General features: G+C 31.9%; 13 protein-coding genes. 4 read left to right on the top strand and 9 right to left on the bottom strand.

Annotation, left to right across the window (positions count from 1 at the left end):
* Window positions 1–319: 319 nt before the first annotated feature.
* The gene (locus tag B4J88_RS11245; protein ID WP_038333563.1) at window positions 320–1,906 is read left to right on the top strand and encodes a peptide chain release factor 3; all 1,587 of its coding nucleotides are present in this window, start codon (window positions 320–322) and stop codon (window positions 1,904–1,906) included.
* Window positions 1,907–1,961: 55 nt separating this feature from the next.
* Window positions 1,962–2,804: a DUF4197 domain-containing protein gene (locus B4J88_RS11240; RefSeq protein WP_280037648.1), complete on the top strand. Its 843-nt coding sequence runs from the start codon at window positions 1,962–1,964 to the stop codon at window positions 2,802–2,804.
* A gap of 60 nt (window positions 2,805–2,864) precedes the next feature.
* On the opposite strand, the gene B4J88_RS11235 is transcribed toward B4J88_RS11240, so the two are convergent.
* The 8 genes from B4J88_RS11235 to B4J88_RS11200 all read right to left on the bottom strand — a co-directional run bounded on the left by B4J88_RS11235 (window position 2,865) and on the right by B4J88_RS11200 (window position 10,185).
* Window positions 2,865–3,608 carry a hypothetical protein gene (locus B4J88_RS11235; protein WP_291064672.1) on the bottom strand — a complete coding sequence of 248 codons (744 nt, stop codon included), beginning with the start codon at window positions 3,606–3,608 and terminating at the stop codon, window positions 2,865–2,867.
* A 41-nt stretch (window positions 3,609–3,649) separates the two neighbouring features.
* Window positions 3,650–5,350 (bottom strand): ribonucleoside-diphosphate reductase subunit alpha, encoded by a 1,701-nt coding sequence (locus tag B4J88_RS11230; RefSeq protein WP_115001235.1) that lies wholly within the window; start codon window positions 5,348–5,350, stop codon window positions 3,650–3,652.
* Window positions 5,351–5,429: 79 nt separating this feature from the next.
* Complete coding sequence (locus B4J88_RS11225) at window positions 5,430–6,389, bottom strand: ribonucleotide-diphosphate reductase subunit beta (protein WP_038335662.1); 960 nt, start codon at window positions 6,387–6,389, stop codon at window positions 5,430–5,432.
* Between the two features lie 382 nt (window positions 6,390–6,771).
* Complete coding sequence (gene rny, locus B4J88_RS11220) at window positions 6,772–8,334, bottom strand: ribonuclease Y (RefSeq protein WP_371875740.1); 1,563 nt, start codon at window positions 8,332–8,334, stop codon at window positions 6,772–6,774.
* 263 nt (window positions 8,335–8,597) lie between these two features.
* Complete coding sequence (locus B4J88_RS11215) at window positions 8,598–8,888, bottom strand: cell division protein ZapA (protein ID WP_038335658.1); 291 nt, start codon at window positions 8,886–8,888, stop codon at window positions 8,598–8,600.
* Window positions 8,889–8,895: 7 nt separating this feature from the next.
* Window positions 8,896–9,240 (bottom strand): hypothetical protein, encoded by a 345-nt coding sequence (locus tag B4J88_RS11210; protein WP_019975371.1) that lies wholly within the window; start codon window positions 9,238–9,240, stop codon window positions 8,896–8,898.
* A gap of 121 nt (window positions 9,241–9,361) precedes the next feature.
* Window positions 9,362–10,009 carry a hypothetical protein gene (locus B4J88_RS11205; RefSeq protein WP_291067677.1) on the bottom strand — a complete coding sequence of 216 codons (648 nt, stop codon included), beginning with the start codon at window positions 10,007–10,009 and terminating at the stop codon, window positions 9,362–9,364.
* 41 nt (window positions 10,010–10,050) lie between these two features.
* Window positions 10,051–10,185, bottom strand: a complete 135-nt coding sequence (locus B4J88_RS11200) for a hypothetical protein (RefSeq protein ID WP_286496357.1) — start codon at window positions 10,183–10,185, stop codon at window positions 10,051–10,053.
* Between the two features lie 237 nt (window positions 10,186–10,422).
* On the opposite strand from B4J88_RS11200, the gene B4J88_RS11195 reads away from it, so the two are divergent.
* Together B4J88_RS11195 and B4J88_RS11190 are read left to right on the top strand one after the other, a co-directional pair.
* The gene (locus tag B4J88_RS11195) at window positions 10,423–12,114 is read left to right on the top strand and encodes a M23 family metallopeptidase (RefSeq protein ID WP_286496356.1); all 1,692 of its coding nucleotides are present in this window, start codon (window positions 10,423–10,425) and stop codon (window positions 12,112–12,114) included.
* Entirely contained in the window at window positions 12,062–14,500 is a 2,439-nt protein-coding gene (locus B4J88_RS11190; RefSeq protein ID WP_291067676.1) for a TonB-dependent receptor, read from the top strand. The genes B4J88_RS11195 and B4J88_RS11190 overlap by 53 nt, the downstream gene beginning before the upstream one ends.
* A gap of 411 nt (window positions 14,501–14,911) precedes the next feature.
* Here B4J88_RS11190 and B4J88_RS11185 read toward each other — a convergent pair.
* Window positions 14,912–15,335: IS982 family transposase (locus tag B4J88_RS11185; protein WP_291067675.1), on the bottom strand; the 424-nt coding region annotated here is incomplete at its 5' end.

Raw genomic sequence — 15,335 nt, 5'->3', positions numbered from 1 at the left:
CTCCTAGAAACTTATTATTTAAATATGGAAAGTTCAAAAATCCTAATGATTTTCCTACATTTCAAATTAATCAAAATAATTATACAATAATATTAAATAAAAACACTACTTTTAAGTGTTCATAACAAGTGGAAGATTACAGATGCTGCCCCCAAACAATCCCACTAATCATCAACAATAAAAAGTAAAATATCTTTTTCATACGTCTTTCGTCAACTATTTTTAGAATAACGCAATTTACTTTAGAATATTCTATCAACCATAATGTTTCTAATTTTCGTGAGATAAACTATCTTTGCAACCTGAAAATTTGATTAAGATGTCTTTAGAACAAGAAATAAATAAAAGAAAAACCTTTGGAATTATCGCCCATCCCGATGCTGGTAAAACAACTTTAACAGAGAAGTTATTACTTTTTGGAGGCGCAATTCAAGAAGCTGGTGCCGTAAAAAGTAACAAAATTAAAAAAGGAGCAACTTCCGATTTTATGGAAATTGAACGCCAACGTGGTATTTCGGTTGCTACTTCAGTTTTAGCATTCGAATATAAAGGAAAAAAGATTAATATCTTAGATACGCCTGGTCACAAGGATTTCGCCGAAGACACTTTCCGTACACTAACTGCCGTAGATTCTGCGATTGTGGTAATCGACGTTGCAAAAGGGGTTGAGGAACAAACAATCAAATTGGTAGAAGTTTGTCGTATGCGCAAAATTCCGATGTTGGTTTTCATTAACAAAATGGACCGCGAAGGAAAAGATGCGTTTGATTTAATGGACGAAGTAGAACAAAAACTAGACTTACAAGTTACACCACTTTCTTGGCCGATTGGTATTGGAGCAACTTTCAAAGGAATTTATAATATTTGGGAGAAAAACATCAATATTTTTTCTGGAGATAATAAACAAAAAATTTCTGAAACAACGAAAGTTGAGGATTTATCAAGTCCAGATTTAGACACATTAATTGGAACAACTTACGCCGAAAATCTTCGTAATGAGATTGATTTAATTGACGGAGTTTATCCAGAATTTGATATGCAAGAATATATGGACGGAAATTTACAACCTGTATTTTTCGGTTCTGCTCTTAATAATTTTGGTGTTCGCGAATTGTTAGACGCTTTCGTTGATATTGCACCAACACCACAATCTAAAGAAACAGATTTGAGAATTGTCGAACCTTATGAAAATAAATTTTCTGGCTTCGTGTTCAAAATTCATGCGAATATGGATCCGAAACACCGCGACCGTTTAGCCTTTATCAAAATCGTTTCTGGTAAATTTGAACGTAATACCAACTATTTCCACGTTCGCCAAGGTAAAAACATGAAATTCGCTGCGCCAAATGCTTTCTTTGCTGATAAAAAAGAAGTGGTTGATGAATCGTTTGCGGGTGATATCGTTGGTTTACACGATACAGGAAACTTTAGAATTGGTGATACGTTGACAGAAGGTGAAAAATTTTCTTTCAAAGGAATTCCAGCTTTCTCCCCAGAACATTTCCGTTACATCAACAATGCTGATCCAATGAAAGCAAAACAATTGGAAAAAGGAATTGATCAATTAATGGACGAAGGTGTTGCGCAGTTATTTACATTAGAAATGAATAATCGTAAAGTTATCGGAACCGTTGGTGCACTGCAATATGAGGTTATCCAATATCGTTTGGAGCACGAATATGGTGCAAAAGCAACGTACGAACCTTTCTCTGTTCACAAAGCGTGTTGGGTAGAAGTTGAAGATGAAAAATCAGAAGAATTCTTAGAATTCAAACGTGTTAAACAACGTTATTTAGCAAGAGATAAATTCAATCAATTGGTATTTTTAGCAGATTCTGCTTTTACAATTCAAATGACGCAAGATAAATTTCCGTCAGTGAAATTACATTTTGTAAGTGAGTTTTAAATTTTGATCAGATAATTGAATTAACCAACTGAAATATTTTTTAGAAAAAATCTAAATGAAAAAGATCATATTAAGTTTAACATTGATTTCAGCGTTTGCAGTAAATTCAAAAGCACAAGATTTGAAATCAATTTTTGGAACATTAAAAAAAGAAGTCGAAAAAGTAAACACTCAAACGACAACACAAAATAATTCAACAGTAAAAGTTGATTCAATAAAAGTTGTAAATGGTTCAACAGAATCTAAAACAATTTCTGCAGAATCCTTAACAAAGTTAAATGGTTTATCTAACGCAACTGTTGCCTCTGGATTGAAAGAAGCTTTGTCATTAGGATTAACGGACGGAATAAAATCATTGGGTCAAAAGAATGGTTTTTATAATAATTCAGTTGCAAAAATCTTGATGCCAGAAGAATTACAAAATGTAGAAAAAACTTTGCGTTCTTTAGGAATGGGAAGTTTGGCGGATAAAGGAATCAAATTATTGAATTCTGCTGCTGAAGATGCTGTTTCTGAAGCTGCTCCTATTTTCGTAAACGCTGTGACATCAATGACAATTACAGATGCGAAAGATATTTTATTAGGAGGAAATAATTCGGCTACCAATTATTTAAAACTAAAAACAACATCTGATTTAACAAAGGCTTTTCAACCAAAAGTGGAAGCGTCTTTAGGTAAAGTTAGTGCGGATAAAGTTTGGAATAATTTGATTACAAAATACAATACGTTAACTGGAAATCAAATTGATCCAAACCTGAATGCTTATGTAACACAACAAACAATAAATGGTGTGTTTAACATGGTTGCAGAAAAAGAAGAAGGAATTCGCGGGAATAAAGCTTTGCGTACAACATCGTTGTTACAACAGGTTTTCGGAGCGCAAGATAGTAAGAAGTAAAATACTTCTATTCAATCAAAAAAACTCGTTACAATTTGTAACGAGTCTTTTAGATGATAATTACTCTATAAAATAAGACCAAGGTATATCAAATCTTCCTCGTCTTTCTGCTACTTTAAGCTTTTCTCCTTCAAAACTTGAGTAATACTTTTTATAATCTACTTTTATCTCTTTTTCTATAAATGTATTGTTCCAATCTTCAATTATTAAATAATAACTACTACCTCCTTTACTATTTTTCTTAATTTTTTTCAAAATCTGAGTTTCATAAATTTGAGGAGTAGATTGATCATACTTACAATTAATGAATATAACAGAATAAATAGAAAATACTTCAATTAATATTATGATAAAAACATTATAAACAAAATTTTTCTTGTTGTAAATCAATATTTTAAATTGATTAAAATAATAGATTATTAAGATTAATAACGCTATAACACTCGAAGGAACCCATACATTTTTATAATCTAAGACATTGTAATCCATAGCAGTTCTAATGATTAATCCAAAACAAGATAACATAAAACCTATAGAAATTGTTGGAAGATTTGGTCTAATTTCAGGCTCAATTGAGATCAAACCTCGATAATATCTAACTAAAATGATGCAAAAAATAGGATAAACAAAAGATAAATAAATTAAAATTTCATTAAAAAACTGAAAAACTAATGTACTCAAACCTAAAATGCATCCAATAATATTAATTAATAAAGCCGTTCTTTTCAACGACTTTAAATCAGTAAATTTTTGTTCAATAATAACTAAATCTAAAAAATTCATAAAATCTAAAAATCCGCTCAATGAGCGGATTTTCTATTTGTAATAAAATATATCATTTCCTATTATGCCTCACAAGAAGAACAAGAAACTAAGTTTGCAACTAATTCCTTAGAAACTGATTGTGAACGCTGATAGTACAATGTTTTTACACCTAATTGCCAAGCTTCGATCATCAAACGGTTAACTTCTTTCACAGGTAAATCTGGTGGAATATTTAGGTTTAATGATTGCGATTGATCTACATATTTTTGACGAATCGCTGCTTGTTGAACAATTTCTAATTGAGAAATTTCTTTGAATGTTTTGAACACATCTTTTTCCTCTTTTGTCAATTGTTCTAAATGTTGCACAGAGCCACCATTCAACATGATTTCGCGCCAAATATCTTCGTTATCGATTCCTTTTTCTTGTAATAATTTAGTCAAATATTTATTCTTACGCATAAAGTTTCCTTTCGATAAACCTGCTTTGTAATAATTTGAAGCAAACGGTTCAATTCCTGGAGAAGTTTGTCCTAAAATCGCAGAAGAAGACGTAGTTGGTGCAATTGCACAAGTTGTTGTATTACGACGTCCGTAACCTTTTAAAACTTCTGGTTCACCATAAATACGAGCTAATTCTTCCGAAGCTTTATCTGCTTTAGATTGAATATGCTTGAAAATTTCTGTTGTACGTAATTTCGCTTCCATTCCTTCGAAAGGTATCATGTTGCGTTGTAAATAAGAGTGCCACCCTAATACACCTAAACCTAAAGCACGGTGACGTTTTGCAAAACGATTAGCTGATGCTAAATAATGATTTCCTTCTGTTTTTTCGATGAATTCTTGTAAAACTGCATCTAAAAAGAAAATTGCTAAACGTACTGCCTCAGTATCTTTCCATTCATCGTATAACTCTAAGTTCATAGAAGATAAACAACAAATAAATGATTCATCAGCAGATGAAGGCAACATAATTTCTGAACAAAGATTAGAAGCATTAATTGACATTCCTAAATCTTTGTAAACCTGTGGTTTATTTTTATTTACGTTATCTGTAAAGAATAAATATGGTAATCCTTTTTCTTGACGAGACTCTAAAACTTTCGCCCAAATTTGACGTTTATCCGCATCTCCATCAATCATTTCTTGCATCCAATAATCTGGTACACAAACACCATAAAATAAATTCTGAATTGAACTTCCTATCGATTTAATTTTCAAGAATTCTTCGATATCATCATGGTCAATATCCAAATAAGCCGCAAAAGCTCCACGACGTGTAGAACCTTGAGAAACCACATTCATCGCAGAATTGAACAATTCCATAAACGAAACAGCTCCACTACTTTTTCCGTTATCTGTAATCGCCGCTCCACGCTCACGCAATTCACCAAAATAACCAGAAGTACCACCACCGATTTTAGTTTGCATAATAACTTCTCCTAATTTATGCGTAATTCCTTCAATACTATCTGGAATATGAACATTGAAACAAGAAATTGGTAAACCACGCTCTGTTCCCATATTTGCCCAAATTGGAGATGATAAACTCATCCAACCTCTTTCTATCATTTCTTTGAAAGATTCTTGCAATTCTGGTTTGTATAAACGTTTTGCAGCCGCAGCTGTGATACGATCTATAGCTCCTTCAACTGTTTCCCCTTTCAATAAATAACCTCTATTCAAAATTTGTTCAGATTCAGAGTTTTTCCACCATAATTTTGGTGCTTCACCGTCAAAAAATATATTTTGAATGTCGTCGTGTGGTATTGGATTGTCCATAGCTTTAGAATTTATAATGATGTGATATTGTTAAATAATTTTATTTATAGTTGTGTTTTTGATAAAAAGTTTCGGCGGTTTAAAATAAATCGTCTGCCGAAATACTTTTGTCATGTTTAGTATAATCTACTGGTCTTTTTGCGAAAAAATCGTCTAAACTACTCGCAAAAACTTCTTCCTCAAACCAAGCCATCGGTTTATACTGTTCTTGGGAAATATGAAATATTTTTTTGTATCCAATTTTAGCAATTGCTTCATCAATACGGTATTTCATATAGTTTAATAAATCTGCTTTTGAGTAATAACCAAATTCTCCTTTCTCGAAAATCCAATCTAACATCATTTCTTCTTGGTCAATATAACCACGAACAGCAGTTTCTACCCAATTTTGATCTAATTCCTCTGGTAATAAACCTTCTTCACGAATTTTATTAATCAAATAAATCCCAGCATTTGCGTGAATTTGCTCATCTGTAGATGTCCAAGCAATGATGTTTGCTGTATTTTTCATTAAACCATCAAAACGTGTAAATGCCAAAATATTTGCAAATTTCGAGAATAACGAACTATCTTCGATTACCAATGCAAAGAACAATAATTTCTCTACAATTGATTTGTTCTCGTCACGCATAATTTCTCCAACAAACGTATTATAACTTTTGAAAATTGGATTTTGTAAGGCTACATTAAACTCATCTAAATAACCATTTACCTCCAAAATACGCGAATACGCTTCACTATGTCTAAACTCACATTCTGCAAAAGTAGCACCTAATCCATTCAATTCTGGCTTTGGAAAATAATGATACAAATCTCCCCAGAATCCTTTTACCGTTACCTCTACTTGCGCAATTGATAAAATAGAACGTTTGTGAATTTCGCGTTTCGCATCATCTAAATTGGCATGATAGTCTTGGATATCTGAAGTAAAATCTACTTCTCCGTGTACCCAATATGCTTTTTGGATTGCTTCTGTAAAGGTTAAAATTTCAGGATATTCAAATGGTTTATAATTTACCCTTTTATCAAAAATAGACATAGTTTTTTGGACTTTTTAGATTAATAAACTTTGGTAAAAACGAATTCTTTCATCAAAATAAATGAAGTTGGTTCTTTTATTTTATTTAGAAATTTGAACCTCAATAGGGTTACATTTTCGTTTCAATTACTCATCGATTCTTTCAAAATTAAGATAAGATTTTACAATTAAAAATTTTGTAATCTTAAAAATTAAAAAGGTTATCAACAAGTTGTTAATTATTTGATTATTAATTAATTATTTTTGAATTTTTATTCGTTATAATTTAATAATTTTTATCAAAATAACAACTATAACTTGGATTAATTTTCTATAATTTAACAAAAAAAATAGGCAAGCCTTGTTGTAGACTTGCCTAAAGAATATGATTAAATTCTAAATTTTATCTTGCAATATTTACTGCACGTGTTTCACGAATTACAGTTACACGAACTTGACCTGGATAAGTCATTTCGTTTTGAATTTTATCCGAAATTAAGAACGATAATTCAGCTGCTTTTGTGTCATCAACTTTATCACTTTCTACAATCACACGCAACTCACGACCAGCTTGAATCGCGTATGCTTTTTCTACACCATCAAAGTTAAGAGCCGTAGCTTCTAAATCTTTCAGACGTTGCATATACGATTCCACAACTTGACGACGAGCCCCTGGACGAGCACCAGAAATTGCATCGGCAACTTGTATAAGTGGCGAAATTAAAGAAGTCATCTCTATTTCATCGTGGTGAGCTCCAATTGCATTAATTACGTCTGGATGTTCTCCATATTTCTCTGCCCATTGCATCCCCAAAATTGCGTGAGGCAATTCAGATTCTTGCTCCGGAACTTTACCAATATCGTGTAATAAACCTGCACGTTTCGCTAACTTAGGATTTAACCCTAATTCTGCAGCCAAGGTTCCTGCCAAATTTGCCACCTCGCGAGAGTGTTGTAACAGGTTTTGACCATAAGAAGAACGATATTTCATTCGTCCAACAATACGAACCAAATCTTTGTGTAAACCGTGAATTCCCAAATCTAAAATTGTTTTCTTACCAACTTCGATAATTTCATCCTCAATTTGTTTTGTTGTTTTTGCCACAACTTCCTCAATACGTGCTGGGTGAATACGCCCATCCGTTACTAAACGGTGCAAAGATAAACGAGCAATTTCACGACGAACAGGATCAAAACATGAAAGAATAATCGCTTCTGGCGTATCATCAACAATCACTTCAACTCCTGTAGCAGCTTCTATTGCACGAATATTACGTCCTTCACGACCAATGATACGTCCTTTGATTTCATCAGATTCAATGTTAAACACAGAAACTGCATTCTCTATCGCTTGCTCTGTTCCGATTCGTTGAATAGAAGAAATCACAATTTTACGCGCTTCATTTTTCGCATCCAATTCAGCCTCTTCCATAATTTCTTGGATATGAGCTTGTGCTTTCGTTCTTGCTTCGTCTTTCAAGACTTCAATCAATTCAGCACGTGCTTCATCAGCAGAATAGTTTGAAATTTTCTCAAGGATTTCTACTTGTTTTTTGTGCATCGTATCCACTTCTTTTTGCTTAATGTTAAGCTTCTCTGTACGTGCTTGTATATTTCCTTTCTCAGATTTAATCTGATCTTTTTGTTTCTGAATTTCTGCTAAGTCCGTTTTGATTCTCTCTTCACGTTCTTTTACTTTAAGCTCAGCATCAGCTACTTTTCTTTCACGTTGATTAACAACTTCTTCGTGTTTAGATTTTAATTCTAAAAATTTTTCTTTGGCTTGAAAAATTTTCTCTTTTTTAATGGCTTCACCATCTTTCTCAGCATCATTAATCAAATTTTGTGCTTTGCGAGTTGCTTCGTCAATCAGTTCTTGATTCTGTTTATCAACTGATTTTTTTGATAAGAAATATCCCACCGCTGCACCTATGATTAATGTAACAATTGCAATAATTATTGTCATAATTGGGTCCATAGATTATGTAATGTTTATATATAAAAAAACCTACATTAGTAAAGTATGTTTTGAGTTAACTCCTGTAAACAGGATTTGAGTTAGTCCGTCAGTCAAGTATCCGCTGTCAAATAAATGAACCTAAAAGGTTGCGGCCCGCTTTCAGAACGGTGTTCACTCGGTAACAAAACTAGTGTTGAGTTAACCAAAATAGCTAGAACTAATGTAGGAATATTGTTTAGTGGACAGTTTCACAACTGTCAGAACTTCTCTTATTTTGCGATTGACTGATCAATCAATTCTAATAACTTCGAAATGCGCTCTGTTGTCATTTCTTCGTTATCTTTCACTTGCTTTTTCAGCTTTGCTTCACGTAAAGCTAACTGAATTGTCACCATTGCAAGCGCGTCTTGTTTGTCAGAAACAGCGTACTTTTGTTCAAATTGTTTCAAAATACCATTTATTTCTTCTGCACAAGAAAGTAACATTTCTTCCTCGTCAGAATTAATCGTCATTGGGTAATGACGTGAAGCAATTTTTATCTCAATTCGTTGAGTTGACATTCTTTTATTAATTATTAGTTTTAATTTGAGCGATGCACGTATCGACTTCTTTTATTAATTTGTTCATTCTTTGCTTCATCATTTGTTTGTACTCCTGATTTCCGCTCATTGCATTAACGACTTTTAATCGTTTTACCTCCTCATTTAAATTTAAGTTATTCGCTTGCGAATCTCTCAATTTATTTTTCAATCGGGCATTTTCTTCTTTTAGAGAATTGATTTCATTTTGCAATTTTTCCAATTCTTGTATCGAGTTTTCAGCGCCCTTCAATATATCTTTATAATTCCCAAGTTGGCCTAAAACACTTAAAACTTTGTTTTCAAGTTCATTAAATTTTACCATTTTTTCCATCTCCTGAGAATTTCAATTATTCTAGCTTCTATTGCAAAAATAGTATTTTTTTACTTCTAATCAATACAAAAACCTAAATATTATCAGTTTTTTCTTATTCATTTGACAAATAGAGATTTACTTACATTTTTTGTTTCGTTTCTCTATTCTTCACTACTTTTACAACATACTTGATACTAAAAAACAAAAACAATACCGAAAGAATAGTTGGCAGAAATTGACAGAAAATAATCAAAATTGATTTGAAATAATACATTCCATCTTTCCAACTTTGTTTTAACTCATATCCTAAGTTGATTTCTCTATAAGCTTTCAAATCAGTTTGTGGTAAAATATTCGTTACAACTCGTGGTTCTTCTGATAATTGATACGCAATAGTCGCATAAGAAGTCGCATCATTTATCAACGCTTTATTCACTTTATTTTCGATATGTTTCGAGATTTTCATTGCTTTATTGTTTTCATTTTTCAACTCATTTTCATATTTCTCAAAGGTCATTTCTTCATTATTAATCAAAATATGATCGATAATAATTCCTTTATCCACTGCAAATTTGACATGCTCACGCAATTTATTTGACGGAACTTTCAATTCAATCAAATAAGAACGTTGAATTTTGTCTATTTTCTTAACGCTTTCTTCAGATAATTCAACTATATCCGAATCTAAAATTTGATTAATCATTTCACTATTCAAAACAAATCCATTCAACGAAATCGCATTTTCTTCGATTTGAACCGCATCTTTCATCGCATCTTTTACTTTCATTTCGATCAACGCATTCGATTTAAAAACCTTCCCTTCTACTTCTAAATTTGCAGCATTAGAAACCGCAACTTCTTCTTTGCATCAGCAGCCAATTCTGCATTACTTTCTGAACCTTTGTATTCATTACAACTTACGATAGAAGCAACTATAAAAAGTGCTAAAATAATTTTTCTCATGATGATGTTTTTTATGTTTGATTTTAAAATTACTTTCATCATTTCTCAATCATTCACTAAAATCCTTTTCTTTTACTTGTTTATTATTTTACAAATACAAAATATTGATAATCATTTATTTAATTTTATTTTACAAAAATTTATCTCCAAATAATTTTCAGAAATTCAAAAGATTAAGGAGGTTTGTAAAAGATTTAATTTACTTTTAACTGATTTGTTAATTATTGAAAAGAAAAAATGAAAGTGATTAAGCCAATTTTCCTAAACTTATTACTAAGTTCTGTTGTTTTTGGACAACGATCAGAACAACCAAAATCTGAAACATATCCAAAAAACATCTTCCAAAATCCTTTAGAAATTACCAATTATTTAGCTGGTAATTTTGGAGAATTACGTGCCAATCATTTCCACGCTGGGCTTGATATCAAAACTCAACAACGAGAAGGTCTGAAAGTAAAAGCGGTTGGAGACGGTTACATTTCTCGCATTAATATTTCGCCAACAGGTTATGGAAATGCACTTTATATCGATCACCCAAACGGATATACTTCTGTTTATGCCCATTTGAGAGAATTTACGCCCGAATTGCAAGAATATGTGCGCAAACAACAATATGCAAACGAAACGTTTAAGATAGAATTGCATCCAAAACCAAACGAACTTCCTGTAAAAATGGGCGATTTGATTGCTCTTTCTGGAAATTCTGGAGGTTCTGGAGGTCCACATTTACATTTCGAAATTCGTGATACCAAAACAGAAGAACCAATTAATCCTTTTTACTTCGGTTTTGATTTACCTGATACTCGAAAACCATCTATTTTAGGCCTATATGCTTATCCAATTTATGGCGATGTGAATCAAAAAACCAATCGTGTTGTTGTGGTAAATGGAGGTACAATTTCTGCCTCTGGCGCAATAGGTTTTGGTGTAAAAGCCTATGACAAACACAATGGAGCAGAAAATAACAATGGAGTTCATCAAATTAATATTTATGTGAATGATGAACCGATTTATACGTTTACTTCTAATCGTTTTTCGTTTGATGAAGCTCGAGCTATAAATACAGTTTGCGATTATGGCGATATTCAGAAAAATAATAGTTGGGTGTATCAAGGATTTGTGAAAGATGGGAATCCTGTCAGAATGTATTCAAATCTAAAAAACAATGGAATTTTAGAGCTTGAAGAAGGAAAATCGTACAAAGTAAAAATTGACGTTTCTGATTATGCAGGAAATTTATCTTCGCAATCTTTTACAGTTAATGGAAAAGCATTTGTAGATTCTGCAAAACTTACTGAAACAAATCCAATGTTGTGGAACAAAGAAAATCATTTCAAATCTGATGGAATCGAAATATTTTTCCCTAAAAATATTTTTTATGAAGATTTTGATTTAGCTTATAAATTCTCGAATGGTAAACATTGGGTGGGCGATTATTATATACCAGTTCATCAAACTTACACGTTAGCAATAGAACCGACTACTGACATTCCAACAGCGCAATTGGACAAAGCTGTTATTGTACGCGAATATCAAAAAAGAGGTGCTTGGAAAAAAGATTATTTAACAACAGAGCTCAAAAATGGAAAGCTTGTTGCAAATCCAAAAGATTTTGGTGTTTTTTCTATTTTAATTGACAATACTAAACCGACAATTACTCCGTTAAATATCAAATCAGATAGTCAATTTACTCAAGCTAATGCTATTATCAAATTTACAATTGATGATGCACAATCTGGGATAAAAGATTATAAAGCTTATATCGATGGTAAGTGGGTTTTAGCCGAATATGATCAAAAAATTAAACGATTATCAATTAATTTGAACAAAGAACAGATTTCGGTTGGCAACCATCAATTAGAATTAAACGTGAAAGATGAAAAAAACAACACTGCAACATACTCTACAACATTCAAAAAGATTTCTTAGTACCATAAGTTTATCTCTTTTGGGTGGAATTTTATTTGCTCAAACTGCGCAAATTAATGGTAAAGTTGTCGACGAAAATAGAATTCCAATTAGTGAAGCTGAGATTATTGTCAACGATCAATCTTATTTTACAGATCAAAATGGTAATTTCAAAATTGATATTCCATCAAATTCTTCCGTTACCGTAACTTTTAACAACAATGGTTATCATTCGTTTGCACAAACTTTTACGCTAAAAGATAAAAACAAGAAAGAGATTTTTGTTCAATTAGTTCCTGATCAAACCAATGCAATCGAATTAGGTGAAGCAACTATTTCTTTTCAATCCAATAAAAATAAACCTTTGCAAAGTACCGTTTTGAGTGCTGCGCAAATGCAACAAGGACCAAGTTTGACTGGCGGAGTTGCCGATTTATTGAAAACATTGCCTTTCGTAAATTCGAATACAGAATTAAGTTCGCAATATATGGTTCGCGGAGGAAATTATGACGAAAATTTAATTTACGTTAACGGAATCGAAGTTTATAAACCTCAATTGATTCGTTCTGGCGAACAAGAAGGTTTAGGTTTTGTAAATCCTGCGATGACGCAATTTATCAACTTTTCTGCTGGTGGTTGGGAAGCAAAATACGGCGACAAAATGTCTTCTGTTTTAGATGTTACCTACAAACGCCCAACAAAATTTGAAGGACAATTAGAAGCAAGTTTAATGGGCGGAAGTTTGACATTAGGCGGAGGTTCTAAAGACAAAAAACTTTCGGCAATTGTTGGAGCGCGCTATCAAAACAGAAATTTAGTGTTGAATACCTTAAAAGGTGATACCAATTTCAATCCCGAATATTACGATGTACAAGCCAATATCAATTATAAATTAAATGATAAATGGAATGTTGCATTTTTGGGGACAATGTCACGTTCGCGCTACGAAATGTTTCCTGTAAAACGTGATATGTACATCAACACAATGGATACTCCGTTGTTGCTAACTGTTTTTTATGACGGAAAAGAGGATGATAAATTTGCGACAGAAACAGGAAGTTTATCATTTACATATCAACCAAATTCTAAAGTAGATTTAGGGTTAGACCTTTTTGCTTATCATTCGAAAGAGCGCGAATATTTTGATATTCAAGGTTCTTATTTCATTTCCGAAGTAGACGAAAAAGGCCATGCTACTTCTACGAATGATGTTGGTTCGCAAATCGATCATGCACGAAATAATTTTGATGCGTTGGTTGCTGGAATTCAACACAAAGGAAAATATAAAATCAATGGAAACAATGATATTGAGTGGGGTGCAAAATTTCAACAAGAAGATATTCGTGATTTATTAGGTGAATGGCAAGCAATCGATTCGACAGGATATGTTGTGAATCCAAATCCAGGAAATGGTTTGAATTTAAGTTATTATGTGAATTCTAAAAATAATTTAAAAACCAATCGTATTTCAGGTTACGCACAATATACAAGCAAATTTATGTGGAATGATGCGAAAGTAATGTTCAACGCTGGTGTACGTGCAGCTTATTGGGATTTTAACGAAGAAACAACTGTTTCGCCTCGTGCTCAAATCGCTGTTAAACCAGATTGGGAAAGCGATATGTTGTTCCGTTTTTCGACAGGTATTTATTATCAACCTCCCTTCTATCGCGAAATTCGTCGTTTAGATGGTTCTTTGAATAACAAAGTAAAATCGCAACAATCAATTCATTTTATATTTGGAAACGATTACGAATTCAAATGGATGGATCGTCCGTTCAAATTAACAACTGAGGTTTATTACAAAATCTTAAATGATTTGAATCCGTATTATGTAGACAATGTGAGAATTCGTTATACGGCAGATAACAACTCCAAAGGTTATGCGTATGGACTTGATATGCGTTTATTTGGGCAGTTTGTTCCTGGTATAGATTCTTGGTTCTCGGCTTCGTATGCGCGAGCTTATCAAAATATTGATGACAGAGGAAATATTCCATTACCAACAGATCCTCGTTTCAAATTATCTGCATTTTTCCAAGATTATATGGAGTTTTTACCATCTTTCAAAGTGAATGTAAATTTGATTTATGCTTCTGGTTTACCAAACGGAGCACCACAATTTGCAGATCCTTACCAATACCAAACAACGTTGACAGATTACAAACGTGTTGACATTGGTTTTGTGAAAGAATTGATCAATCAAAAAGAATTGAAACCATCAAAAGGAACATTCTGGAGTAATTTCAAAGAAATTTCGATTGGTGTAGATGTTTTCAATGTGTTTGATATTAAAAACGAAATCAGTAATTCATGGATTCGCGACGTAAATTCGAGTGCAGTTTACACAATGCCAAATTATTTGACAGGACGTTTCTTGAATGGAAAGATTAATTTTAAGTTTTAAAACTATTCAAAATTAATATTAGGATAAATTAATTCTTATTAATAATGGATTTTCAAAAATATATCGGTTACATCATCATTCCAATTATATTTATTTTTTCAATTTCACCTATTTTTTTCATGAACAAGAAAATAGGTAAAATAAAATATTTAAAGACTTATAGTTTTATATTTTGGTTATTTTCATTTTTACTATTTTTCATATCATTAAATGAAATCTTTGAAAATCAAAACTAAAAAGGTTTTACTTTTTTCAATTTTTATAAAACTTTAGAATATTATTTTTTATGGATTTTACTTCCATTTTGGATATTTCCAATTTCAATTATATCAGGAATACTAACTCCATTTATTTTATATTTAAAAAGTAAGAATAATAAAAGAAACAAAGTATACTAACCCGTTGTGCATTTTAAATAATTTGAGTTTTTAGCTTATTAATATTTCGATTAAAGTATGTTTTATTAATGTACTGAACCACAGTAAGTGCAGTAATTTTAGCTAAAATTCTGGTTTTAAACCCTTCGAAAGTCTTTGCATAATTTCGTCTAATCATAAACTGATCACATAGTTGAGAAAATAAAGTTTCAATTCTTTTTCTATACTTTTTGAATGGATAAAACTGAGGTTTGTAATCTTTTTGATTGGATCTTTTCGATGTTTCTAATCGTATATTAGCTTCATTAAATAAGTCAATTTGAATTGTTTGCGACAAATAGCCTCTGTCACCAAGTAGCACACAATCTGATAGTTGAGATTTTATATCTTTCAAAAAATGAATATCATGAACAGATGCGGGACTAATATCAATACTCTGGAAAACACCAGTTAAAGAA

Origin of the sequence: Empedobacter sp. UBA5036 (assembly GCF_002415215.1) — a bacterium.
GTDB lineage: Bacteria > Bacteroidota > Bacteroidia > Flavobacteriales > Weeksellaceae > Empedobacter > Empedobacter falsenii_B.
The sequence above is the reverse complement of the archived record's forward strand: the minus strand, read 5'-3'. Positions and strand labels throughout refer to the sequence as shown.

Excerpts from the sequence above, each read along its gene's own strand:
- B4J88_RS11195 (WP_286496356.1), top strand. The coding sequence starts at position 10,423 with ATGAAAGTGATTAAGCCAATTTTCCTAAACTTATTACTAAGTTCTGTT.
- B4J88_RS11225 (WP_038335662.1), bottom strand. The coding sequence starts at position 6,389 with ATGTCTATTTTTGATAAAAGGGTAAATTATAAACCATTTGAATATCCT.
- B4J88_RS11210 (WP_019975371.1), bottom strand. The coding sequence starts at position 9,240 with ATGGAAAAAATGGTAAAATTTAATGAACTTGAAAACAAAGTTTTAAGT.
- B4J88_RS11230 (WP_115001235.1), bottom strand. The coding sequence starts at position 5,350 with ATGGACAATCCAATACCACACGACGACATTCAAAATATATTTTTTGAC.
- B4J88_RS11200 (WP_286496357.1), bottom strand. The coding sequence starts at position 10,185 with ATGAGAAAAATTATTTTAGCACTTTTTATAGTTGCTTCTATCGTAAGT.
- B4J88_RS11245 (WP_038333563.1), top strand. The coding sequence starts at position 320 with ATGTCTTTAGAACAAGAAATAAATAAAAGAAAAACCTTTGGAATTATC.
- B4J88_RS11215 (WP_038335658.1), bottom strand. The coding sequence starts at position 8,888 with ATGTCAACTCAACGAATTGAGATAAAAATTGCTTCACGTCATTACCCA.
- B4J88_RS11190 (WP_291067676.1), top strand. The coding sequence starts at position 12,062 with ATGAAAAAAACAACACTGCAACATACTCTACAACATTCAAAAAGATTT.
- rny (WP_371875740.1), bottom strand. The coding sequence starts at position 8,334 with ATGACAATAATTATTGCAATTGTTACATTAATCATAGGTGCAGCGGTG.
- B4J88_RS11240 (WP_280037648.1), top strand. The coding sequence starts at position 1,962 with ATGAAAAAGATCATATTAAGTTTAACATTGATTTCAGCGTTTGCAGTA.
- B4J88_RS11205 (WP_291067677.1), bottom strand. The coding sequence starts at position 10,009 with ATGAAAGTAAAAGATGCGATGAAAGATGCGGTTCAAATCGAAGAAAAT.